The organism is Streptomyces caniscabiei (assembly GCF_014930365.1).
GTDB lineage: Bacteria > Actinomycetota > Actinomycetes > Streptomycetales > Streptomycetaceae > Streptomyces > Streptomyces caniscabiei.
On record NZ_JABXWI010000001.1, the window covers coordinates 477,933 to 499,601 of the forward strand.

Sequence of the window (21,669 nt, forward strand, 5' to 3'; positions counted from 1 at the left end):
TTTCAGGCCCGCAGGGGCCTGGTCTTTCAGGGGCGCGGGGAACTGCGCGAGAAGCCCCACCGGACCCGCACCCGCCGACGCACCCGCACCCCCCACCCCACTATGCGCACCGGTCACCCAACCGCCCGCTGCTGCCACGCCCCGAACGTCGCCACCGGGTCCCCGCTCTCCAGCGCCCACGGATACGCCGTCACCAGCCCCCCGATCGCCCGGAACACCTCCCCCGCCTCCCCGGCCCGCTTCGCCTGCACCAGCGCGTACGCCAGCAGGTTGAGGTCGGCGACGGCCGCCGCGTGGGTCAGATACCCGGCGCGCGGCCAGTCCGCCATCGCCCGGCCCAGCGCAGCCACCGCGTTCGGCCGGCTCCACAGGTGCACGGCGGTGAGGGCCTCCAGACCGCCCTGGTCGAGCGTGCCCTGGTAGAGGTCGACGAGCGCGGCGATCTCCAGACCCGCCGTCGGCGCGGTGGGCGCCGCCCCCGCGCGCACCCGGTCCAGGAAGTCGACGGTCTGCGCGTGCGAGCCGCACTCCCACGGGGAGAGATACCCGAGCATCTGGAAGTGCGCCTCGCGGTGCCAGGGATCACGCCGGACGATCTCGTCCCAGAGCGGGAAGACCTCTTGGCTCGGCCGGCGCCACAGCCGCAGCAGACCCAGACGCACCACCCAGGGGGTGGGGTCCTCCGGCCGCAGCGCGGCGGCGTGCTCGCAGGCGTCGAGCGCCTCCCGGGTCTCCCCCGGCACCGGCTGTTCCTCGTAGCGCGCCCGCAGCAGGACTCCCCACGCGAACAGCAGCTGGGCGTCCGGGTCCTGGGCCTGCTCCTCCGCCCAGGAACGCTGCAGGGCGGGTGAGGACGACTCCGCGAGGACGCTCAACCGGTGGGCCCTGCGGTCCCAGTCACGGCCGGTGTCGCGCAGCAGCTGCTCGATCATGGCGACCGCGAGACTGCGGCCACCCGAACTGCCCCTGTCCACCAGACGTTTGCGTACCTTCCCGAGGTCCGCGTCGTCGAGTTCGGGGGCGATTCTGGTCGTGCCGCGCCGGCGACCGAGGAGAGCCATGGCCGGAGAGTAACGAATTTTGGTCGCACAGTGATGATTCGAGATGGACGTATGCCGATCCGATATCCCGACCGGCAGAGGAAGGCCAGCACTGTAGCCCCAACTCGCCTACTTCGAGGGGCACTTCACCTTATGCACACGATCTCCACTCCCTAGTATCGGAAGATGACGGAACCGACACAGTCCGGCCCGTACACGGGCCCGCCCACGCCTCAGCACCAGCCGACGGCTCCCGCACCCGGCTGGGCCCCGCCCCCGCGGCAGGGAGCCCCCTACCCGTACGCGGCCACACCGCCCGCCGGTCACGGCAGACCCGCCACGCCGCCGGGCGACCCGGCCGCGACCGCCGACCGCACCTCGGGCGCGCTGCTGATACTCGGCGCCGTCCTCGCCGTCGGCTCCTCGTTCGCCACCCTGGACAAGTCGGTCCAGTACGTCGACGAGGCCGAGGAGCAGCCGGTCTACGAGACCGTCGCGAAGGCGTGGTCGTACACCAGCGGGGACATCGGCGGGAAGACGGAGTCGGTCACGCAGTTCTCCGGGCTCCTGCTGCTCTTCGGTGCCCTGGTCGCCGTCGCCGCCGCCGTGCTCCTCCTGACCGGCCGCGGCCGCAGGCTCCCGCTGGGCGCCGGGCTCACCGTCGGGGGCGCGGTCCTGCTCCTCGGCACGACGCTGTCGGTGCTGACGGAGGCGTTCAACGACACCCAGTGGGACGGGGACGGCCGGACCACCACCTTCGGCGCCGGCTTCTATCTGCTGGCCGTCGCCTTCCTGCTGGCCCTCGGCGCGACCGTGACCACCGTCCTCGCCGGCCGCCACCCCGCCGGCGCCCACCCCGGGCCCGCGCAGACCCCACAGCCCTGGCAGACCCCGCAGCCCTGGCAGACCCCGCCCGGAGGCGCTCCCGCCGCGCCCGCCCCGCCCGCCGCCCAGGCGTTCCCGCCGGCCCAGCCCCCGGCTCCGCCGACGGCACCCCAGGGCTGACCCGCCCCTCGGGGTGCGGCCTCAGGTCGAGCGGTGCCCGACGAAGACCCACGGAACACGACGGAGCGGACACGACGCGGCGGAAACGCGACGCGTGTCACGCTGCGGGCACCCCTCGCCTGTGCTACCTTGACATGAAGTGGCAGTTTTGGTTACCAGAGGCTTCTGAGTGCTCTTCGACCTTCCGTCGACGAGCACTCTTTGTTGTTTCCGGGGCTTTCCGGGACTTTCTCATTTCCCGTCGGGTCGAACCGTTGCTGCGACACCGGGTCCGCAAAGTGTGGGCTCCGGGCACTGCATCAAGGGAGTTTCAGCATGGCATCCGGCACCGTGAAGTGGTTCAACTCGGAAAAGGGCTTCGGCTTCATCGAGCAGGAGGGTGGCGGCCCCGACGTCTTCGCCCACTACTCGAACATCGCCACCTCCGGCTTCCGTGAGCTTCAGGAGGGCCAGAAGGTGACCTTCGACGTCACGCAGGGCCAGAAGGGCCCCCAGGCCGAGAACATCGTTCCCGCCTGACGCTGACGCGTAACGCATGAGCCGGGGCCCGCGCCCGAAAGGTGCGGGCCCCGGCTCGTGTGCGACAGGCGCCGCCGCATCGAGAAAAAGGTCCCCATGAACCGCACGGCTCGTACGAACAGCTCCTCCTCCGCCCGTCCCCGTACGGAGGGCTCCGCCCGCACGGGCGCGTCCCGGGGCAACCGCGCCCGCGCGCAGGGCACGGGAGCAGGCGACCAGGGGGCTCCTTCCCGTGGGGACGCCGCGAAGAAGACCACGAGCCGTGGCGAGGCCGCGAAGAACACCGCGAGCCGCGGGGACGCCGCCAAGGGCGGCCAGGGCAGGGGTGGCGCGGGCAAGGGCGGCACCAACAAGGGCGGCGCGGGCCGCAGCGGCTCCGCCAGGTCCGGTGCGGCGAAGAGCGGCCGTGGTCGGCGGGGTGGCGGGCGGACCGTCACGGCGCCCGCCGCCGGCGGCGAGTTCGCGCTGCCCGTCACCATCACGCCGGCGTTGCCCGCGGTAGAGACGTTCGCCGAACTGAAGCTTCCCACGCAGGTGTTGGAGACGCTGCGGACCGAAGGGGTGACCGCGCCGTTCCCCATCCAGGCCGCGACGCTGCCGAACTCGCTGGCCGGCCGTGACGTCCTCGGCCGGGGGCGCACCGGCTCCGGCAAGACCCTCGCCTTCGGCCTCGCCCTGCTGGCCCGTACGGCCGGACAGCGCGCCGAGCCCCGGCAGCCGCTGGCCCTCGTCCTCGTCCCCACCCGCGAACTGGCCCAGCAGGTCACCGACGCCCTCACCCCGTACGCCCGCGCCCTCAGGCTGCGGCTGGCCACCGTGGTCGGCGGCATGTCCCTCGGACGGCAGGCGAGCGTGCTGCGCGGCGGCGCCGAGGTGGTCGTCGCGACCCCCGGCCGGCTCAAGGACCTCATAGACCGCGACGACTGCCGGCTCGACCAGGTCGCGATCACCGTCCTGGACGAGGCCGACCAGATGGCCGACATGGGCTTCATGCCACAGGTCACCGCGCTGCTCGACCAGGTGCGCCCCGACGGCCAGCGGCTGCTGTTCTCCGCCACCCTGGACCGCAACGTCGACCGGCTGGTCCGCGACTACCTGCACGACCCCGTCGTCCACTCCGTCGACCCGTCCGCGGGCGCGGTCACCACGATGGACCACCACGTGCTGCACATCGAGGACGACGACAAGCACGCCACCACGACCGAGATCGCCGCCCGCGAGGGGCGCGTGATCATGTTCCTGGACAGCAAGCACGCGACGGACCGGCTGGTGAAGAAGTTGCTGGCGGTCGGCGTGCGGGCCGCCGCCCTGCACGGCGGCAAGTCCCAGTCGCAGCGCAACCGGGCCCTCAGCCAGTTCAAGGACGGGGACGTGACCGCCCTGGTCGCCACGAACGTCGCGGCGCGCGGCATCCACGTCGACGACCTCGACCTCGTCGTCAACGTCGACCCGCCGGGCGACCACAAGGACTATCTGCACCGGGGCGGCCGTACGGCCCGCGCGGGCGAGTCCGGCACGGTCGTCACGCTCGTCCTGCCGCACCAGCGCCGTGACGTCACCCGGCTGATGGCGGTCGCCGGCATCACCCCGACCACCACGACGGTCCGCTCGGGCGGTGCCGAACTGAACCGCATCACCGGCGCGCAGGCACCCTCCGGTGTCCCGGTCGTCCTCACCCCGCCGGTCACCCAGCAGGCGCCCGCCCGCCCCTCCTCGTCGTCACGCGGCCGCCGCAGCCGCCCGTCCCAGGGCCGCCGCCGCGCCCCGGCGAAGGGGAACGGCCGCTGAGCCCGCCGGTACGGCCGATGTCCGGGGTCGAGGAACTCCGACGGGGGTGACGGGCGTTCACAGGGAGACGTGCGGAACGCACGCGGACGACCGGAACGACCGGCACGACACGGGCTGAAGCCGAGGTGGCACGCATGGCGATGTGGGATCGGATCAAGGACCAGGCCAAGGGTCTGCAGCAGCAGGCGCAGGGCGCGCGGGGCGGCAGCGGGCACGGGCAGCCGGGGGCGGGGCCCATGGGCTCCGCGGGAGCCGCGGGGTCCCATGGGTCCGGGCGGTCCTCCGGCGGCTCCAAGGCCCAGCTGGTGAGCGCGCTCAAGTCCCAGCTCACCTCCCTGAAGACGGAGCTGAAGAGCGGTGCCTACCGGGACGCCAGCATGGCCATGTGCGCCCTGGTCGCCGCCGCCGACGGGAACGTGGACCCGGCCGAGCGGCAGCACGTGGAGTCGCTGATCCTGAACAACGACGTCCTGCAGAACTTCCCGGCGGACCAGCTGCGCCAGCGCTTCAACCGGCACGTCGACCAGCTCTCCCGCAACTTCCAGCAGGGCAAGGCCGAGGCTCTCACGGAGATCGCCAAGGCCGCGAAGAAGCCGACCGAGGCGCGGGCCGTCGTCCAGACCGGCTTCGTGGTGGCGGGCGCCGACGGGTACATCGCCCAGACCGAGGAGCAGGTCCTCCGCGAGGCCTGCGCCACGCTCGGCCTGTCCCCGCAGGAGTTCGGCCTCTGACACCGGCGGTGCGCTGGCTCAGGGCAGCGGGTTCGCCCGCCTGCCCCGGCGCAGGGCGCGGCCGCACCAGACGATGACGGCCGCGTTGGCCGGCGCGCCGAGCAGTACGGCGACGACGGCCATCGCGGCCCCGTCCGGCAGGGCGAGCCACACGAAGCTGACCGGGGCCGTGGCGAGGACGGGGACGACCATCGCCATGGACCCGCCCGAGCCGTCGGCGGAGCTCTGCGCGGTCGCCCAGACCAACAGGCCCACGCAGAGCACGAGGTAGGCGAGGGCGAGGAGATCGCCGGGGCCGGGCCGGCGGCGGGGCGGTGCGGCCCGCCGCGGCGCGGGAGGCGTGGGTTCCTCGGTGGTCATGGGGTGGTCCTGGTCGTCTCGGGGGTGTTGTCTCGGGGCGGTGGGCCTCAGAGGTGGGGGCCCGGGGGGTTCGGGCGGGCCAGGCCCAGGTCGTAGGCGAGGATCGTGGCCTGGACGCGGTCGCGCAGGCCGAGTTTGCGGAGCAGCGCGTTGACGTGGGACTTCACGGTGCCGACGGTGATGCCGAGTTCCTCGGCGATCTCCGCGTTGGTGAGCCCGGTGGCGAGCAGGGAGAGAACGCCCCGCTGGCTGCCGGTGAGGGCGTCGAGGGCGCGGAGGGCGCCGCTGTCCGTCGTCCCCGGCCCGGTGCCGGAGGCGTAGTGGCCGATGAGGCGACGCGTCGCGGACGGGGCGAGCACGCTCTCGCCGGCGGCCACCACCCGGATCCCGGCCAGCAGTTCGGCGGCGTGCACGTCCTTCAGCAGGAAGCCGGAGGCGCCCGCGCGCAGGGCGTCGAAGACATACGCGTCGAGGTCGAAGGTGGTCAGGACCAGGACACGGGGCGCGTCGTCCCGGCCGGTGATGATGCGGGTCGCGGCGATGCCGTCCAGTTGCGGCATCCGTACGTCCATGACGACGACGTCCGGTGCCAACTCCTCGGCGAGCCGCACCGCTTCGGCGCCGTCGGCGGCCTCACCGACGACCGTCATGTCCTCCTCCGCGTCGATCACGGCGGCGAACCCCGCCCGTACGATGCCCTGGTCGTCGACGACCAGCACCCTGAGGCTCATCCGTCACTTCCCTCTTCGTCCTCTGTCGCGTCGCCCTGCTGCGGAACCGGTACCGCCGCGAGCGGCAGTCGGAGGTGGACCGTGTCCGGGCCGCCGGTGGTCAGGGTGCCGCCGAGCGGCGCGACGCGGGCCGTCAGCCGCTCCCGTACGGCGGTGCGCGCTGCGCGCGGCACCCCGGTGGCGGTGAGCGTCAACGTACCGTCGTCCGCGTCGAATTCGAGCATCGCGGGGTGGTCGCCGCCGACGGCGAGGATCGTCTCGGCGGCGTGGTAGGCGGCCAGGTCGACGGCGGTGGGGAGACGTTCGGGCACCCGGTCGGTCAGCCGGATGCGCACGTCGCGGCCGGTGGCCCGGGACTGGTGGGCGAGCAGGTCGAGGGCCTGGAGGGTGGGCTGCGGACGGCGTCCGGGGCCCGCGTCGTGTTCGCCGTCGCGGACGGTGTCGAGCAGGGCGCGCATCGCGGCGAGGGCCTCGCGGGCACGGTCCGCGACCGCGTCGAGCCGGCCCGCCCGTGCCTCCACGACCATGTCGGCGGTCCGGGACAGCACGGTCGTCTCCAGCCCCGCCGCGATCCGCCGCCGCTCGGCCCACGCGTCCCGCACGGCCTCCTCGGTCCACACGGCGACGCGCTCGTCCCGCAGCCCCCGGTCGCCCCTCTCCCGCCGTCCACGCAGCACCCCGCCCCGGACGGCGGCCGCCACCACCAGCGCAGCCCCGGCGCTCACCCCGGCCCCGACCACCCATCCGGAGACCGCCGTTCCCCGCCCGAGCACGGCGACGACCCCGGCGAGGCTGTGCACGAGGACGGCCGCGACGGGGAGCACCACCGACTCGCGCGTCCAGGCCGGGGGACGCCGCACGGTCCGCCCCTCCGGGCCGGTCCCGTCCGCAGTGAGTCCCCCTGCCTCCGCGACCCTGCGGGCCGTTCGGGTCGTGAGGGCCGCGCAGGTGGCGAGGAGACTCAGGGCCGGGGGGAGGAGGGCCGGGCCGGTGTAGTGGGCCGTGGTCATGGCCAGGGGCCACAGGAGGGGCAGGGCGAGGAGGGTGGTGAGGGCCGTCCGGGGAGCCCGGGGCAGCCAGAGCAGGGTGAGCGCCTGGGCCGCGGCGAGCAGGGCGAAGAGGGTGCCGGGCGAGGCCTGCGAGGAGGTCGTCACGGTGTCCGGGCGGATGACCAGCGCCGGGAGCAGGGGCTGCAGGACGAGGCCGGCCGCGGCCACCAGCTGCGCCGCCCGGTAGCCGCGCGGGAACGTCGCCTCCACGGGCGCGGCGGTCCGGCCGGGCAGCGCCGCGCGGATCTCCCAGCCGCCCTCCCCCGTCGGCCCGCTGGTCAGCGTGCCGCCCGCCTCGCGCGCCCGGGAGCGCAGGAAACCCTGGCCGCGTCCGCCCCCGAGGCCCGAGGCGTGGGCCGTCGTCCCGGCGGGCGGGGCCGCGCTCGTGACCACGACGTCCGTGCGGCTGTCGCCGTAGCGCACCCGCACCCGGGTGTGCGCGCCCGGCGCGTGCCGGGCCACGTTGGTCAGGCCCTCGCGCACGATGCCGTACGCCGCGTCCGCGACGGCACCGTCCGGCAGGGGGTCGATCTCGCAGTCGATCCGCTGGTCCAGCCGGCGGAACCCGGCGACCAGGTCCAGCAGCCGTTCCTCCGGCGACGGCAGGTCCTCCCGGGAGGGCGCCGGTGCCCGTACGGCACCGAGTGCGCGGGTGACCTCCTGTCCCGTCTCGACGGCGAACTCCAGTGCCTCTCCGGCCAGTTCGGGCCGCTGTGCGCGCAGGCCGAGCGCGGCACCCGCCGTGACGACGACCGCCGTCAGGTGGTGGGCGCTGACGTCGTGCAACTCCCGCTCCATACGCCGCCGTTCGACCGCCGGCAGCCGATGCCGCTCCGTCTCGGCGCGTTTCAGCCGCTGTTCGGCCGCCCACCGCGCGCGCCGGGACCGTCGTACGAGGAGACCGGTGCCGCAGGCGGTGGCGTACAGCAGGGCGGTGAGGACGAGATCGAGGCCGGCGGGGTCGCTGAGGCCGTGCAGGCTGATCTGTTGCAGGAACTGCCAGGCGGCGAGCGCCACCACGCACAACACGGCGGTGAACGTGTCGCGTTCGGCCGCCGCGGTGTACAGGGCCAGCGCGACGCCCGCCGTGCCGAGCACGGCCGTCGCGCCGACGGGCAGCGGGCCGGCGCCCAGCGCGCACGCGACGGCGACCACGACGAGCGCGACCACCGGGCGGCTGCGGCGCAGCGTCAGCGCGGCCGTCACGACTCCGGCGACCAGGGTCGCCACCAGCAGGTCCGACCCGTTCGGGACGGCCCCGCGCACCAGCGCCGCCCCGGGCCACACCACGGCCTGGGCGACGATCAGCAGGACCGGGAGCAGCCGGTCGTCCTCTGTCCGCATCATGGCCCCACCAGGCTAGGCCGGACCCCGCCCGCCCCGAGTCCGGCTGAAGACCGAGGTCCGCGTCGTACCTGGGTTATAGGCGGGACGGGGGTGCCTGGGGTGTGCGGGAGGGGGCGGGCGTCGTCCACAGGCTGTGGACGGATCGCGGGTGCTGTGGCCGCGCGATGGATGCCGTCCCCTGCACGCGTCGGGCGCCGTGGCCTGCGCGTGGCGGTCGGGCGCCGTGGTGGCGGTCTCAACTGCGCGTGTCCGTAAGGGAGTTGCCGACGCCGAGGGAGTCGTGGGAGTAGCCGGAGTCGTGGGCGGCGGTCAGTGGAAGAGGGCCGTGAGGAGGTCGTCGCCGAGGCGGCGTACGCGTTCCAGGTGGAGTTGGTAGTAGGCGCGGCGGCCGTCGCGCTCGACCGTGACGAGTCCGGCCTCGCGCAGCCGGGCCAGGTGCCGGGAGACCTGCGGCAGGGACATCCCGCTCCGGGTGGCCAGCTCGGACGGCGTGAGCGGCTCGCGGGCGATGGCCCGGGCGATGCGCTGCCGGCCGGGGTCCCGCAGCACCTCCAGCCGCCGGTGCACGGTCGCGTACCCGGGCTGGTCGTCGCTCTCCGGCAGCAGCGGGTACTGCACGACCGCCGCGAACCCCGGCTCGTGCTTGACCAGCAGGTGCGGGCCGCCGAAGACCGACGGCACGACCAGGACGGGGGTCGTGGCGACGTTCACGATGCCGTGTTGACATCCTCCCCCTCTTAAAAGAGGGGGATTCCAACCCATCGGGGTTGAGGTTCACGGACGCTCGACCGCTTGGTGGGCAGTGTCGTCCCTCCGGCACAGGCTGAGCGCCTGGGGCGGGGGATCCCGCCCTGTCCTGCCGCGACGTTGATACTCGCGTTGGTGTCCGCGTTACAAGTGAAGCCGCAGGACGAGCAGACGAACTCGGCTTGGCTCTTGCGTGAGTTCTTGTCGATCCATCCGCAGGCACTGCACCGCAGGCTGGTGTAGGGGGCGGGTACGTCCTCGACCCGGCCGGGGGCCTTGTGCTCGGTGCGCTGCCGCAGCAGCCCCCACCCTTGGGCGAGGATCACCCGGTTCAGTCCGGCTTTGGCTGCCCGGCCGTTCTTGAGGTATTGGCCGGGCTGGTCGGGGTCCGGCCTGGCCCTGGCCTTGGCCGTCATCGTCTTGATGTTCAGCTTTTCGAACCGGACCAGGTCGTAGGTGCGGGCGAGCATGGTGCTGGTCTTCTCGCACCAGTCCTTGCGGCGGTCGGCTTCGCGGGCCTTGAGGCGGGCGACCTTCGCGTACTCGGCGGTCTTCTCGGGACTGCCCTTCCTCGCGCGGGCGGCGCGCCTCTGGTGCTTGCGGACCTGGGCACGTTCCCTGACGGTGAGCTGAGGGCAGTTGAGGGTGCGCCCGTCGGAGAGGGCGGCGGTGACCTTCACGCCCCGGTCGATGCCGATGACCTCACCTGTACTGGGCGCGTCGACGGGCTCGGGGATGACTGCGAAGGCGATGTGCCACTGGCCGTTGCGAAGAGTGACGCGGAACGTCTTCGCGGACGCCAGTTCGGGGCGGGTGAGGCGGAAGCGGACCCATCCGCAACCGGGCACCTTCACCTGCGCCCAGCGGCGGTTGAGCTTCTGCACGACGACCGAGCGACCCATGACCTGCTTGCCCTTGGCGTTCAGCTTCGGCGAGCCGTTGGTGTCGTATTCGGGTACACGGTCGGTACCGATGACGCGGAAGCCCTCGTGCACGAACTTCTTGCGCCAGCTCGGCTCACCGAACCCCGAGGTGAAGCGTGCGTTCTTGGCCTTGGCGAAGTCCTTCAGCGCCTGCTGCTGCACGTCAGCGTTTCCGGCGCCCAGCCACTCGTTCTCACGCCGGGCTTCGGTGAGCTGACGGCATTGCTCGGCGAAACCGGGCGCCGCCTTCCTGCCACGCTTCCAGTGCGAGTGCTGCTCAACGGCGAGGTTCCAGACATACCGGGCGTGCGCACAGTGCAAGAGCAACTGCTCTGCCTGCGCGGGCGTCGGGTACATCCGAAAACGACTCATGCACCCATTATGGGTGCACTTTGGGTCCAAGTCAAAACCCGTTCCGGGTCTACTCTGGGTGCATGGTGAACTTCAATCTCCGTCTCCCCGATGACCTGCACGCCGCCATCAAGGCCGCAGCCGAGCGTGACGGACGCTCCGCCCACGGACAGATGCTGTGGTACCTGCGGCAAGCGGTTGAGTCCTCCGGTACGCCGGATCGCCCTGACGGCGACCCGGCTACCCCTGCCCCGCTCCGCGGGAGCGGGCATTCCCCCCAGCCCTGAAGGACCGGGCCCCTGCCCGGAAACCCGGTAGAACTTGTGGAAAACCACGCGTGGCGGTCCGTCCCGGTACGAGGCCCCGCCGGGTCCAGGGCGGCGAGCGCCCGGCCGGGGCCGTCGTGCGCGACGGCCCTGCGCAGCCCCGGCAGTAGACCCGAGATCGCCCGGGCGGCCCGCGCCAGGTCGGGTTCCAGTGCCCGCGCGGCTCGGTCCAGCAGATCCAGCAGATCCGTCCGCAGTGACTCCGGCGCGTGCAGCAGCCTGCGCGCCAGCTCCGACCAGGCCGTCGACCGCCGCTCCGCCGCCTCAAACAGCCCTTCCCGCTGGGCCTGTTCTTCCAGCACCCGGTCCAAGGGCATCCCGGAGACCCGCTTCGAGGAGCACTACGCCGTCGAGCAACTGGCCGGCCGTCTCGCCACCGCCGGTTTCGAGGTCGACAAGGGTGGGCTTCCCCACGGCGTTCATCGCCACCCACCGGGGAGCCGCGAGCGGAGACGCCGGGACCGGCACCGCACCCGGCGCCCCCACCATCGCCCTCATCCTCGAGTACGACGCCCTCCCCGGCATCGGCCACGGCTGCGGCCACAACCTCATCGCCGCCGGTGGCCTACCGGGAAATGGGGAAGGCGGAGCTCGTGAAGTTCAAGGACCAGACCGCCCTGATCACCCAGCTCCTCTCCGGCGGCATCGACGCGGTCGTCCTCGGCGGCGCCGACGCGGACGAGTACGCCAAGCAGCATCCGGTACGGGTCGCCGTGGAACTCGACAGCCTCCAGGGCAGCGCCTTCCCGCTCCGCAAGAACGGGGACCCGCGGCTCGTGAAGGACCTCGACACGCAGATCGACGCGATGATCGACGACGGCACCTACGTCAAGCTCTACCGGAAGTACTTCCACGACCCGATCGCCGCCGACCTCCTCACGGTCCGCCCGAAACTGGCCTCCCAGATCGCCGGCACGGACCTGGAACCGACGAAGGTCTGACCTCGCCCAGGCCTCCCCCGCCACCGCTCCCGGCATGCCGTTGTCAGTGCCGGGGGCTAGTCTCCGGACAACCGACCGTATGCCCGTTTGTCCGTTTCAGGGAGGTCCTCATGGTCTCGCGGCTCAACCCCTACCTCAGTTTCGACGGCGACGCCCGGCAGGCGATGGAGTTCTACAAGGAGGTCTTCGGCGGCGAGCTGACGCTGCACACCTTCGGCAGCTTCGGCCAGCCCGACGCCCCGGAGTCCGACAAGATCATGCACGGCATGCTGGAGGCGCCGAACGGCTTCACCCTGATGGGCGCCGACACCCCGCCCGGCATGGAGTACCAGGGCGGCGGCGGCTTCTCCGTCAGCCTCAGCGGCGAGGACGAGACCGAGCTGCGCGGCTACTGGGAGAAGATCTCCGCGGGCGGCACCGTCTCCGTCCCGCTCGACAAGCAGATGTGGGGCGACGTCTTCGGCATGTGCACGGACCGCTTCGGCGTTCCGTGGATGGTCAACATCAGCGAGCCGCGGGGCTGAGCGCCGACGGGTCGCGGGAGCTGAGCGCGTCCGCGCGCACAACCCACGGGTGCGGCGTCTCGTTGAGTCCACGGCACCACCGTCCGGTGGAGCACGCGGACCCGACGGACGAGGAGACCGAAGGTGCCCAGGGTCGAGGCGAACGGCGTCGAACTCTTCTACGAACTGGCCGGGTCCGGCGACCCGTTGGTCCTGGTGCACGGCTCCTGGGGCGACCACCACACCTGGCTCCCGGTCCTCCCCTCCCTCACCGCACGCTTCCGTGTCCTGGTCTACGACCGCCGCGGCCACAGCCGCAGCGAACGTCCACCGGGACAGGGGAGCCGACGTGAGGACGAGGAGGACCTCGCCGCCCTGATGGAGACCCTGGACCTCGCCCCGGCGTACGTCGCGGGCAACTCCTTCGGGGCCTCCACCGCCCTGGGCCTGGCCGCCCGCCGCCCCGGTCTCCTCCGGGGCCTGATCGCCCACGACCCGCCGCTGACGGGCATCGTGTCCGACGGGCCCGCCACCCCACCGCCGCTGAAGGACGTCGCCGAGCGGTTCGCGTCGGTCCTCGCCCACCTCCGCGCCGACGAACGCCTCGCGGCGGCCCGCCGGTTCACGGACGAGATCGCCGTCGGCCCCGGCACCTGGGACCGGCTCCCTCCCATGGTCCGGCAGACCTTCCTGGCCAACGCCCCCACCTTCCTCGACGAACACGGCGACCCGCATGGGGCGGACCTGGACCTCCCCCGCCTCTCCGCGTTCACGGGCCCGGTCCTCCTCACCGGCGGCACGACCGGCCCGCCGTGGTTCGCCGAGGTGACCGCGCGGCTCGCCGAGGCCCTTCCGCGGGCGGTCACCCACACCTTCCACGGCGCGGGCCACATCCCCCAGGTGACCCACCCGGAGACGTACGCGCGTGCCGTGACGGCCTTCGTCGAGACGACCGGCACGGCACGCGCGTCCCTCAGCCGAAGCTGACGTTCAGCTTGCCGTCGCTGCCGAAGGACCAGTGCAGCCCGCCGGAGTACGAGGAGCACCGGGAGCCGTTCGTCCCGGACCAGAACTGGTTGGAGCTGTCGGAGCTGCCGATGATCCGGTCGTTCGTCCCGCTCCCGCTCCGGCACGAGGTGTTGTCACGGAACACCGACGTACCGCCGTCGAAGTTGAAGTTCCGTTCGGTGTTGTCGATGCTCACGTTGCCCGAGACCGCCATGGATCCCGGGTTGCTGTTCCACGTGAAACCGTGCTTGCCGTTGTCGTAGGCGATGCTGCGCCGGACGATGTGGTTGACCGCGATGTCGTCGCCGCCGAGCTTGTAGCCGTTGCGGTCGCCGTTGCCGGCCTGCGAGCCGTCGCTGAGCGTGCCGTTCTCGTAGGCGAGGGAGTCCTCGATGGTCACCGGCCCGATGGGCCCGGTGTCGGTCTTGGTGTAGAGGTCCCAGCCGTCGTCGATGTTGTTGTGGGCGACGGCGTACCGGAACACGTTCCCGGGCCCGGTCGTCAGCTTCGCCGCGAACCCGTCCGCGTCCTCGCCGTCGGAGTCGGCGTTGTCGTGCGACTCGGCGCTCAGGATGAGGTTGTTGGCGGGCCACTCGCTGCTGGGCGAGGTGGAGGCGATACGGCCGAGCTGGAGGCCCGTGTCACGGTTGAAGCGGGTCACGGTGCGCTCGATGACGTTGTTGCTGCCACCGACGTAGATGCCGTTGTCCCCGGCCCGCTCGACGACGAGGCCCTTGACGTGCCAGTACGAGGCGTTGAGCTGGAGCCCCCGGTTCGACGAACTCTCGCTCTGCGCCGAGAAGTTGAGGACCGGCGTCTCGCCCGGGTAGGCGGTCAGGGTGGTCCGGGCGGCGGAGGTGCCGGAGCTGCCGACCGGGATCGTGACGGTCGACGCCTGGGCGTAGGTGCCGCCGCGCAGGTAGATCGTGCCGCCGGCCGTGATCCGGCTGATGGCCGAGGTGAGGGTGGTGGGGGCGGAGACGGTGCCGGCCGCGCCGTCGGTGCCGTTCGGCGCGACGTAGAGGGCGGAACTCGACGGCGGCGGGGTGGTGCCGCCGCCCTCGGGCACGTTCGCGTCGAGATAGTCGATGTTGGGGAGCCCGGTGGCGGACGTCGGGTTGATCCGGATGACGTTGGTGCCCGATGTGACCGGCACGGTCAGCGTCTTGGTGGTCCACGCCGTCCAGGTGCCGGTGCTCTCGAAGGACGTGGTCGCGGCGGTCGTCCCGTTGACGGTGACGCTCGCGGCCCGTACGGCCGTGGTGCCGTTGGCGAACCGGACGGACAGGGTCGCCGTGCCCGATGCGGGTGCGGTCACGGTGAACTGCGCGTAGGCGCCGGCGGCGTTGGTGCCGTTGCAGAATCCGCTGCCCGAGTATCCGGCCCAGTCGGAGTCGATGGTCCCGGTGCAGACGGCGGGTGCCGACTCGGCCTCGTACCGGGTGGTCGCGGCCTGCGCCGCCGTGCCGGACAGCGCGACCAGCAGCCCTGCCACCAGGCCTGCGCTCGCCGTCGCCATGACGGTTCTCACGTGCGTCGATTGCATCGTTCGGTCTCCAGGGATGAGATCCAGAATGTGGTCCGAAGTGCATGCAGAAAGCGCTTTCCCTGGAGGGAGTGTCCGGGGGTGAACTGAGCACGTCAAGAGAACGCGCAGACTTTTGTTCACATGGATGAACTGAAGGTGGACGGCGGGGCTGCCGCAGAACGTCTTGACCTGCGGGTAGCCGCCTCAGGGAGCGGAGATCGTCCGAGCATGTGAATTCACTGTGCGGGGCAGAGGGCAGGGGGCAGGGGGCAGAGGGCAGAGGGCAGAGGGCAGAGGGCAGAGGGCAGAGGGCAGGGGCGCAGGCGCGGCCGGTCCGCTCGCGTCCCCGCTCACTCGCTCACTCGTCGCCGGTCGACCGGGTCCGGGCGTCGAGCCGGGCGTTGAGCCGGGCGTTGAGCCTGGCGGCCTGGCGGGTGAGGTGGGCGCGTTCGGCGAGGTTGGGGGCCTTGTGGGCGGCCTCGGCGTAGAGCCGTGCGGCCGTGGTCAGGTCGCCGTCGCGCTCGTGGAGGTGGGCCGCGACCGCGGTGTGGCGGGGCAGGGAGCCGTCCAGTTCGGCGAGTGCGGCGAGGCCGGCGCGGGGTCCGTCGGCCTCGCCCACGGCGACCGCGCGGTTGAGCCGGACGACGGGGTTGTCGGTCAGTCGCGCCAGCTCGTCGTACCACTCGACGATCTGCACCCAGTCGGTCTCCTCGGCGGTGGGCGCGTCGGCGTGCAGGGCGGCGACGGCGGCCTGGGCCTGGAACTCGCCGAGCCGGTCGCGGGCGAGGGCCGCCTGGAGGATCTCCACACCCTCGGCGATGAGACGTGTGTCCCACCGGCCGCGGTCCTGCTCGGCGAGCGGCACGAGACTGCCGTCGGGCGCGGTCCGGGCGGCACGGCGGGCGTGGTGGAGCAGCATGAGGGCGAGCAGCCCCGCCACCTCGGGGTGGTCGATCGCGGCCGCGAGCTGCCGGGTGAGCCGGATGGCCTCGGCCGCGAGGTCGACGTCGCCGGAGTAGCCCTCGTTGAAGACGAGGTAGAGCACGCGCAGCACGGTGGCGACATCGGCCGGCTGGTCGAGGCGCACGCCCGAGACCGTCCGCTTGGCCCGGCTGATGCGCTGCGCCATGGTCGCCTCGGGCACGAGGTACGCCTCGGCGATCTGCCGGGTGGTGAGACCGCCGACGGCGCGCAGGGTGAGCGCGACCGCCGACGCGGGGGTGAGCGAGGGGTGGGCGCAGAGGAAGTAGAGCTGGAGCGTGTCGTCGACGCCGGGCGCGGGCCCGGCCACCGGCTCCTCCTCGACGCGGTCCTCACGCCGGCGGCGGGCGGCGTCGGCGCGGGCCGCGTCGAGGAACTTGCGCCAGGCCACGGTGACCAGCCAGCCCTTGGGGTCGCGCGGCGGGTCGGCGGGCCAGACCCGGAGGGCCTCGACCAGGGCGTCCTGCACGGCGTCCTCGGCCGCCGCGAAGTCGGCTCCGCGGCGGACGAGGACGGTGAGCACGCTCGGTGTGAGGCTCCTGAGCAGGACCTCGTTCATGGTGGACACCTGGGACGTCACTCCGTGATGGTGGGCTGCACGCCGTAGAACGGGCGCACCTCCAGCCACTCGTGGATGGGCTTGCCGCCCGCCCCGGGGGCGGCCGACAGCTCCCCGGCCAGTTCGACGGCGCGCTCGTAGCTGTCGACGTCGATGATCATCCAGCCGGCGATGAGGTCCTTGGTCTCCGCGAACGGGCCGTCGGTGACCGGCGGGCGCCCCTCGCCGTCGTAGCGGACCCAGGCCCCCTCGGGCGCGAGCGCCTGGCCGTCGACGAACTCGCCGCTCTTCTCCAGCCGGGCGGCGAAGTCGTGCATGAACTGCATGTGCGCCGACACCTCTTCCGGGGTCCACCGGTCCATCGGCACGTTGTTGACCGGGGCCGGGGCGCCGCGGTAGTGCTTCAGCAGCAGGTACTTGGCCATCGTCGTTCTCCTCGGTCCTCGTGCGACCCATTGTGGTCGCCTTCACCCCGAGGACGGAGCGGGACGGGGGATCTCGACATCGCCGCCGGATATTTCTCGGGGATTTTTCTGGAGGGGGCCGGGAGGGCGGCAGCGGCAGCGGAGAAGGCTGCGGGGAGCCGGTGACGGGGGGCAGCCGGTGACGGGGGGCAGCCGGTGACGGGGCGGCTGAAGCGGGGGTCGCGGGCCGGACACGACAAAGGCAAGGAGGTCATGCACTCCTTGCCACTCTCAACGTATAGCGCACCGGGGGGCTTGCGGCAAGGCCCCCGTGGTGCCGCAGAATCTCCGGCCTGAGCCTGATACGACGAAAACCGGGGGCGCTTGAATGCGTGTGCTGTTGGCGAACTACGACTCGCGCGGAGGCGTCGAGCCGCTGGTGGGACTCGCGGTCCGGCTGCGCGGACTCGGCGCGGAGGTGCGGGTGTGCGCGCCGCCGGACGAGGAGTTCGCGCGGCGGCTGGCCGGTGTCGGCGTACCGCTGGTGCCGTTCGGCCGCCCCGTACGCGCGCTGATGACCGCGGGGGCGCCGCCGACGCCGGACGGCGTGCCCCGGCGTGCGGCCGAGCTGCTCGCGGAGTTCGGCACGGTCGCCGAGGCGGCCGAGGGCTGCGACGTGCTGGTGGCGACGGGGCTGCTCCCGGCCGCGGCGTGTGTGCGGTCGGTGGCCGACAAGCTGGGCGTCCCGTATGTGTACGCGAGCTTCCAGTCCGTCTCGTTGCCGTCGCCCCACCATCCGCCGATGGCCCGGCCGGGCCGGCCGCTGCCGACGGACACGACCGACAACCGCGCCCTCTGGGAGTTCGACGCCCGCAGTGCGAACGACCTGTTCGGCGAGGTGGTCAACGCCCACCGGGCGTCGGTCGGCCTGCCACCGGTGACCGACGTCCGCGACCACGTCTTCACCGACCGGCCGTGGCTGGCGACGGATCCGGTACTGGATCCGTGGAGGTCGCCGTCGGAGGCGGCTGGGGAGGGGGTGGGGCGGGAACCGGCGGCGGTGGCTGGGGAGGCCGTGGGTCGGGAGCCCTCGGAGGCCGCCGGGTTCGGCGTACGGAGGGGCCGGTCAAAGGACGGTGCGGCGGGCGTGGGGCGGGAGGCGTCGGCGCTCGGTCGCGGTGTCGTGCAGACCGGGTCCTGGATCGTGCCGGACGAGCGGCCGCTCGCGGACGGGCTGACGGCGTTCCTGGACGCGGGCGCGCCACCGGTCTACGTCGGCTTCGGCAGCATCCCCGTCGGTGGCTCCGAGGACGTCGCCCGATCCTGCGTCGAGGCGGTCCGCGCCCACGGCCGCCGCGTCATTCTCTCCCGGGGCTGGGCGGACCTCGCCGCGCTCGACGACCGGGACGACTGCTTCGTCGTCGGCGAGGCCAACCACCACGCGCTGTTCCGCCGCGTCGCCGCCGTCGTCCACCACGGCGGCGCGGGTACGACGACGACGGCGACCTGGGCGGGCACGCCCCAGGTGGTGGTGCCCCAGGGCGCGGACCAGCCGTACTTCGCCTCCCGGGTGGCCGCCCTCGGCATCGGCGTGGCCCACGACGGCCCGACCCCGACGTTCGAGTCCCTGTCGACCGCACTGAAGATGGCCCTGGCGCCGGAGACGGCGACGCGGGCGGCGGAGGTGTCCGGGATGGTCCTGCCCGACGGGGCGACGCGAGCGGCACGACGGCTGCTCGACACGTACGGCGGGGGAGGGAGAGGGGGTGTCGGAGGGGGAGGGCGGTGACGGTGAGGCGCCCCACGCTCCACCGCCCTACCCCGGCCCGTCCCACCCCGACCCACCTTGCCCGCCTGCCCCTCTCCCCTCTTCTCCCTCTCCCCTCTCCCTCCCCCCTCTCCCTCCCCTCGCAGCGCGCGGACATGACGTTCGGAGTCCATGAGATGAACCCCCCGACCACCCACACCGACCCCAGCGCGTTCCGCCTCCCCGACCGGCTCGCCGCGAAAGCCGACCCCGCCCTCATCGCCACCGACGAGCGGCACTTCGCGGCGCTCGCCACCTGTCTCGCCCAGTCGATCGCCGAGGTCTCCGCCCAACTCGACGCCGCACGGCGGGCCCCCGGCGGCCTGGGCCGGCACGCCATGGACCGCGACACGGAGATCCACCGCCTGACCGCCCGTCTGCGCACGCTGCGCCGCTTCGGCCTGGACCTGTGCCTCGGCCGCATGGTGACGGAGGACGACCCGGAGACCCCCGTCTACGTCGGCCGCCTCGGCCTCACCGACAGCACCACGGGCCGCCGCCTGCTGGTCGACTGGCGCTCCCCCGCCGCCGAACCCTTCTTCGGCGCGACCCACGCCAACCCGATGGGCCTCACCAGCCGCCGCCGCTACCGCTGGACGAACAGCCGGATCAGCGACTACTGGGACGAGATCTTCTCCCCGTCCGCACTCGACAGCCTCACCGACGGCCACCGCCGGACCGCCGCCCTTGACGACCAGTCCGCGTTCATCGCCAGCCTGGGCGCCAACAGGTCGGAGCGCATGCGGGACGTCCTCGGCACCATCCAGGCCGACCAGGACGCCATCATCCGCGCGAGTTCCCGGGGCGCGCTGGTCGTGGACGGCGGCCCCGGCACCGGCAAGACGGTCGTCGCCCTGCACCGCTCGGCGTACCTCCTCCACTCCGATCCCCGGCTGGGCCACCGCCGGGGCGGCGTCCTCTTCGTCGGCCCGCACCGCCCGTACCTCTCCTACGTCGCCGACGTCCTGCCCAGCCTCGGCGAGGAGGGCGTACAGACGTGCATCCTGCGGGACCTGGTCGAGGAGGGGGCGGCGGCTGCCGTCGAGCCCGACCCGGAGGTGGCCCGTCTGAAGTCGTCCGCGGCGCTGGTGGGCGGTATCGAGAAGGCCGTCCGCTTCTACGAGGAACCGCCGGCCGAGGGCATGACGGTCACGACGCCCTGGTCCGACATCCGGCTGAGTCCCGCCGACTGGTCGGCGGCCTTCGACGCGGCGGAGCCGGGCACCCCGCACAACGAGGCCCGCCACCAGGTCTGGGAGGAGCTGCTCACGATCCTCACGGACAAGTACGAGGCGGAGGCCGCCGCCCGCCCCGACGGGGACCCCGATGCCGAGACGGCCGTACCGCCCGCCCTCCTGCGCAAGGCGCTCCTCCAGAACAGGGACCTGGTCACGACCTTCAACCGGGCCTGGCCGCTCCTGGAGGCGGCGGACCTGGTGGGAGACCTGTGGACGGTGCCGGCGTATCTGCGGCTGTGCGCCCCGTGGCTGACCCGTGACGAGGTGCGGCGCCTCCAGCGTGCGGACCCGCAGGCCTGGACGACCTCCGACCTCCCCCTCCTCGACGCCGCCCGCGGGCGCCTCGGCGACCCGGAGACGGCCCGCCGCAAGCGCCGCCACGCGGCCACCCTCGCCGCCCAGCGCGAGCGGATGACCCAGGTCGTGGACAACCTCGTCGAGGCGGTCGCCAACTCCGGCGCCGACGGTGACGACGGCGAGGGCCTGGTGACGATGCTGCGCGGCGAGGACGCCCAGGTGAGCCTGGTCGACGACTCCGAACTCGTCACCGCGGACCCGGACCTGCTGGCGGGCCCGTTCGCCCACATCGTCGTGGACGAGGCGCAGGAACTGACGGACGCGGAGTGGCAGATGCTGCTGCGGCGCTGCCCGTCCCGCAGCTTCACGATCGTCGGCGACCGCGCCCAGGCCCGGCACGGCTTCACGGAGTCCTGGCAGGAGCGCCTGAACCGGGTGGGCCTGGACCGCATCACACAGGCCGCCCTCACCATCAACTACCGCACCCCGGAAGAGATCATGACGGAGGCGGAACCGGTCATCCGAGCCGCGCTCCCCGACGCGAACGTCCCGACGTCCATCCGCAGCAACGGCGTCCCGGTCGAACGCACCCGCACCTCGGACGTGGAGAAGGCACTCGGCTCCGTCCTGGACACCTGGCTGTCCGCCGACCCGGACGGAACCGCGTGCGTGATCACCGCGCCGGACTTCGCGGAGCGCGTCCGCCCGACGCCCGGTTCCGGGGCGACGCGTGTCCCTCCGACCCCCCGAGTCCGCCACCTCACTCCGGAACTCTCGAAGGGCCTCGAATTCGACCTCGTGGTCCTCGTCGACCCGGAGACCTTCGGCGAGGGCGTCGAGGGAGCGGTGGACCACTACGTGGCCATGACCCGGGCGACGCAGCGGCTGGTGATCCTCACGACCGCCTGAGCCCGGGGTTCATCCGCCGCGGGCGGCCCCCTCCGGCCAGACGACGTCCACGGGAATCCCGGCCGCCCGCGCCTCCAGCACGGCATCGGCGGTGCCACCGCCCTTGCCGGTGGGCGGCGTTCCGTCCCAGACGGCCACGAGGCGGTCGGCCCGTTCGATCAGTACGGTGTTGGCGGCCTCGTAGGCCGGGCGGGCGGCCGTCTCGTAGGGGAGCCGGACGACCTCCCCGGCGGCCTCGACGAGCCGGTCGTACGAGGCCCCGTGCTCGGGTTCGACCGTGCGCCGGCGGTAGTCGCGCGAGGGCACGACGACGATCAGCCGCCCGCCGAGACCGAGCACGGCCTCGGCGAAGAGCGTGTCGGCCCCCTTGGCGATGCAGGACACCCCGACGAGGGAGGCGCCGGGGTCACCGGAGCCGTTCGGGCCGGCGGCCGCGGCGTACGGTCCGAGCAGCTCGGCCAGGGCCCGCCGCACCAGTGGGACGGTGTGCTCGGTCAGGTCCAGATGCCCGGTCACCGCGATGGCTGTCTGCCGTCGCGAGGCCGGGACACCCCTGGAGATGGTCATGAAACGATCA

Annotated in this window: 20 protein-coding genes; 10 read left to right on the top strand and 10 right to left on the bottom strand. The window is 72.9% G+C overall.

Annotation, left to right across the window (positions count from 1 at the left end):
* Positions 1-113 precede the first annotated feature (113 nt).
* Entirely contained in the window at positions 114-1,061 is a 948-nt protein-coding gene (locus HW837_RS02435; RefSeq protein ID WP_193379419.1) for a hypothetical protein, read from the bottom strand.
* 165 nt (positions 1,062-1,226) lie between these two features.
* Between HW837_RS02435 and HW837_RS02440 the strand changes: the two genes are divergently transcribed.
* The 4 genes from HW837_RS02440 (at position 1,227) to HW837_RS02455 (ending at position 5,083) form a co-directional block, all read left to right on the top strand.
* Complete coding sequence (locus tag HW837_RS02440) at positions 1,227-2,045, top strand: hypothetical protein (protein ID WP_045558706.1); 819 nt, start codon at positions 1,227-1,229, stop codon at positions 2,043-2,045.
* A 315-nt stretch (positions 2,046-2,360) separates the two neighbouring features.
* The gene (locus tag HW837_RS02445; protein WP_005483357.1) at positions 2,361-2,564 is read left to right on the top strand and encodes a cold-shock protein; all 204 of its coding nucleotides are present in this window, start codon (positions 2,361-2,363) and stop codon (positions 2,562-2,564) included.
* 96 nt (positions 2,565-2,660) lie between these two features.
* Positions 2,661-4,352 carry a DEAD/DEAH box helicase gene (locus HW837_RS02450; protein ID WP_045558705.1) on the top strand — a complete coding sequence of 564 codons (1,692 nt, stop codon included), beginning with the start codon at positions 2,661-2,663 and terminating at the stop codon, positions 4,350-4,352.
* Between the two features lie 134 nt (positions 4,353-4,486).
* A complete protein-coding gene (locus tag HW837_RS02455; RefSeq protein WP_045558704.1) occupies positions 4,487-5,083 on the top strand; it encodes a tellurite resistance TerB family protein in 597 nt (198 codons plus the stop codon).
* Positions 5,084-5,101: 18 nt separating this feature from the next.
* Here the strand turns inward: HW837_RS02455 and HW837_RS02460 are convergent, their stop codons facing one another.
* The 5 genes from HW837_RS02460 to HW837_RS02480 form a co-directional block, all read right to left on the bottom strand.
* Positions 5,102-5,443: an SCO4225 family membrane protein gene (locus HW837_RS02460; RefSeq protein ID WP_196788727.1), complete on the bottom strand. Its 342-nt coding sequence runs from the start codon at positions 5,441-5,443 to the stop codon at positions 5,102-5,104.
* A 47-nt stretch (positions 5,444-5,490) separates the two neighbouring features.
* A complete protein-coding gene (locus HW837_RS02465; protein WP_045558702.1) occupies positions 5,491-6,174 on the bottom strand; it encodes a response regulator in 684 nt (227 codons plus the stop codon).
* Positions 6,171-8,570, bottom strand: a complete 2,400-nt coding sequence (locus HW837_RS02470) for a sensor histidine kinase (RefSeq protein WP_237269834.1) — start codon at positions 8,568-8,570, stop codon at positions 6,171-6,173. The genes HW837_RS02465 and HW837_RS02470 overlap by 4 nt, the downstream gene beginning before the upstream one ends.
* Before the next feature lie 309 nt (positions 8,571-8,879).
* On the bottom strand, positions 8,880-9,281 hold the full coding sequence (locus HW837_RS02475) for an ArsR/SmtB family transcription factor (protein ID WP_234442591.1): 402 nt from the start codon (positions 9,279-9,281) through the stop codon (positions 8,880-8,882).
* Between the two features lie 26 nt (positions 9,282-9,307).
* Positions 9,308-10,612 (bottom strand): RNA-guided endonuclease InsQ/TnpB family protein, encoded by a 1,305-nt coding sequence (locus HW837_RS02480; protein ID WP_093790734.1) that lies wholly within the window; start codon positions 10,610-10,612, stop codon positions 9,308-9,310.
* Between the two features lie 20 nt (positions 10,613-10,632).
* On the opposite strand from HW837_RS02480, the gene HW837_RS02485 reads away from it, so the two are divergent.
* The 4 genes from HW837_RS02485 (at position 10,633) to HW837_RS02500 (ending at position 13,348) form a co-directional block, all read left to right on the top strand.
* Positions 10,633-10,878 (top strand): type II toxin-antitoxin system antitoxin, encoded by a 246-nt coding sequence (locus tag HW837_RS02485; RefSeq protein ID WP_093790735.1) that lies wholly within the window; start codon positions 10,633-10,635, stop codon positions 10,876-10,878.
* A 632-nt stretch (positions 10,879-11,510) separates the two neighbouring features.
* Positions 11,511-11,858, top strand: a complete 348-nt coding sequence (locus tag HW837_RS02490) for a substrate-binding periplasmic protein (RefSeq protein WP_234442590.1) — start codon at positions 11,511-11,513, stop codon at positions 11,856-11,858.
* Positions 11,859-11,968: 110 nt separating this feature from the next.
* Entirely contained in the window at positions 11,969-12,382 is a 414-nt protein-coding gene (locus HW837_RS02495) for a VOC family protein (protein ID WP_045558700.1), read from the top strand.
* A 123-nt stretch (positions 12,383-12,505) separates the two neighbouring features.
* Positions 12,506-13,348, top strand: coding sequence for an alpha/beta fold hydrolase (locus HW837_RS02500; protein WP_193379418.1), 843 nt, complete (start codon positions 12,506-12,508; stop codon positions 13,346-13,348).
* Here the strand turns inward: HW837_RS02500 and HW837_RS02505 are convergent.
* The 3 genes from HW837_RS02505 to HW837_RS02515 form a co-directional block, all read right to left on the bottom strand.
* Positions 13,335-14,915, bottom strand: a complete 1,581-nt coding sequence (locus HW837_RS02505; protein ID WP_177261993.1) for a carbohydrate-binding protein — start codon at positions 14,913-14,915, stop codon at positions 13,335-13,337. The two genes, HW837_RS02500 and HW837_RS02505, sit on opposite strands and share 14 nt — an antisense overlap.
* Before the next feature lie 340 nt (positions 14,916-15,255).
* Entirely contained in the window at positions 15,256-16,437 is a 1,182-nt protein-coding gene (locus HW837_RS02510) for an RNA polymerase sigma factor (protein ID WP_193379551.1), read from the bottom strand.
* A gap of 17 nt (positions 16,438-16,454) precedes the next feature.
* On the bottom strand, positions 16,455-16,862 hold the full coding sequence (locus HW837_RS02515) for a YciI family protein (RefSeq protein WP_193379417.1): 408 nt from the start codon (positions 16,860-16,862) through the stop codon (positions 16,455-16,457).
* Between the two features lie 367 nt (positions 16,863-17,229).
* Here HW837_RS02515 and HW837_RS02520 point away from each other — a divergent pair, with 367 nt between their 5' ends.
* Positions 17,230-18,630: a glycosyltransferase gene (locus tag HW837_RS02520; protein ID WP_193379416.1), complete on the top strand. Its 1,401-nt coding sequence runs from the start codon at positions 17,230-17,232 to the stop codon at positions 18,628-18,630.
* Between the two features lie 155 nt (positions 18,631-18,785).
* Positions 18,786-21,092, top strand: a complete 2,307-nt coding sequence (helR, locus tag HW837_RS02525) for an RNA polymerase recycling motor ATPase HelR (RefSeq protein WP_193379415.1) — start codon at positions 18,786-18,788, stop codon at positions 21,090-21,092.
* A gap of 9 nt (positions 21,093-21,101) precedes the next feature.
* On the opposite strand, the gene HW837_RS02530 is transcribed toward helR, so the two are convergent.
* A complete protein-coding gene (locus tag HW837_RS02530; protein ID WP_045558694.1) occupies positions 21,102-21,659 on the bottom strand; it encodes a hypothetical protein in 558 nt (185 codons plus the stop codon).
* Between the last annotated feature and the right edge of the window lie 10 nt (positions 21,660-21,669).

Excerpts from the sequence above, each read along its gene's own strand:
- HW837_RS02460 (WP_196788727.1), bottom strand. The coding sequence starts at position 5,443 with ATGACCACCGAGGAACCCACGCCTCCCGCGCCGCGGCGGGCCGCACCG.
- HW837_RS02445 (WP_005483357.1), top strand. The coding sequence starts at position 2,361 with ATGGCATCCGGCACCGTGAAGTGGTTCAACTCGGAAAAGGGCTTCGGC.
- HW837_RS02465 (WP_045558702.1), bottom strand. The coding sequence starts at position 6,174 with ATGAGCCTCAGGGTGCTGGTCGTCGACGACCAGGGCATCGTACGGGCG.
- HW837_RS02520 (WP_193379416.1), top strand. The coding sequence starts at position 17,230 with ATGCGTGTGCTGTTGGCGAACTACGACTCGCGCGGAGGCGTCGAGCCG.
- HW837_RS02450 (WP_045558705.1), top strand. The coding sequence starts at position 2,661 with ATGAACCGCACGGCTCGTACGAACAGCTCCTCCTCCGCCCGTCCCCGT.
- HW837_RS02530 (WP_045558694.1), bottom strand. The coding sequence starts at position 21,659 with ATGACCATCTCCAGGGGTGTCCCGGCCTCGCGACGGCAGACAGCCATC.
- HW837_RS02440 (WP_045558706.1), top strand. The coding sequence starts at position 1,227 with ATGACGGAACCGACACAGTCCGGCCCGTACACGGGCCCGCCCACGCCT.
- helR (WP_193379415.1), top strand. The coding sequence starts at position 18,786 with ATGAACCCCCCGACCACCCACACCGACCCCAGCGCGTTCCGCCTCCCC.
- HW837_RS02470 (WP_237269834.1), bottom strand. The coding sequence starts at position 8,570 with ATGATGCGGACAGAGGACGACCGGCTGCTCCCGGTCCTGCTGATCGTC.
- HW837_RS02495 (WP_045558700.1), top strand. The coding sequence starts at position 11,969 with ATGGTCTCGCGGCTCAACCCCTACCTCAGTTTCGACGGCGACGCCCGG.
- HW837_RS02510 (WP_193379551.1), bottom strand. The coding sequence starts at position 16,437 with ATGAACGAGGTCCTGCTCAGGAGCCTCACACCGAGCGTGCTCACCGTC.
- HW837_RS02515 (WP_193379417.1), bottom strand. The coding sequence starts at position 16,862 with ATGGCCAAGTACCTGCTGCTGAAGCACTACCGCGGCGCCCCGGCCCCG.
- HW837_RS02480 (WP_093790734.1), bottom strand. The coding sequence starts at position 10,612 with ATGAGTCGTTTTCGGATGTACCCGACGCCCGCGCAGGCAGAGCAGTTG.
- HW837_RS02505 (WP_177261993.1), bottom strand. The coding sequence starts at position 14,915 with ATGCAATCGACGCACGTGAGAACCGTCATGGCGACGGCGAGCGCAGGC.
- HW837_RS02455 (WP_045558704.1), top strand. The coding sequence starts at position 4,487 with ATGGCGATGTGGGATCGGATCAAGGACCAGGCCAAGGGTCTGCAGCAG.
- HW837_RS02435 (WP_193379419.1), bottom strand. The coding sequence starts at position 1,061 with ATGGCTCTCCTCGGTCGCCGGCGCGGCACGACCAGAATCGCCCCCGAA.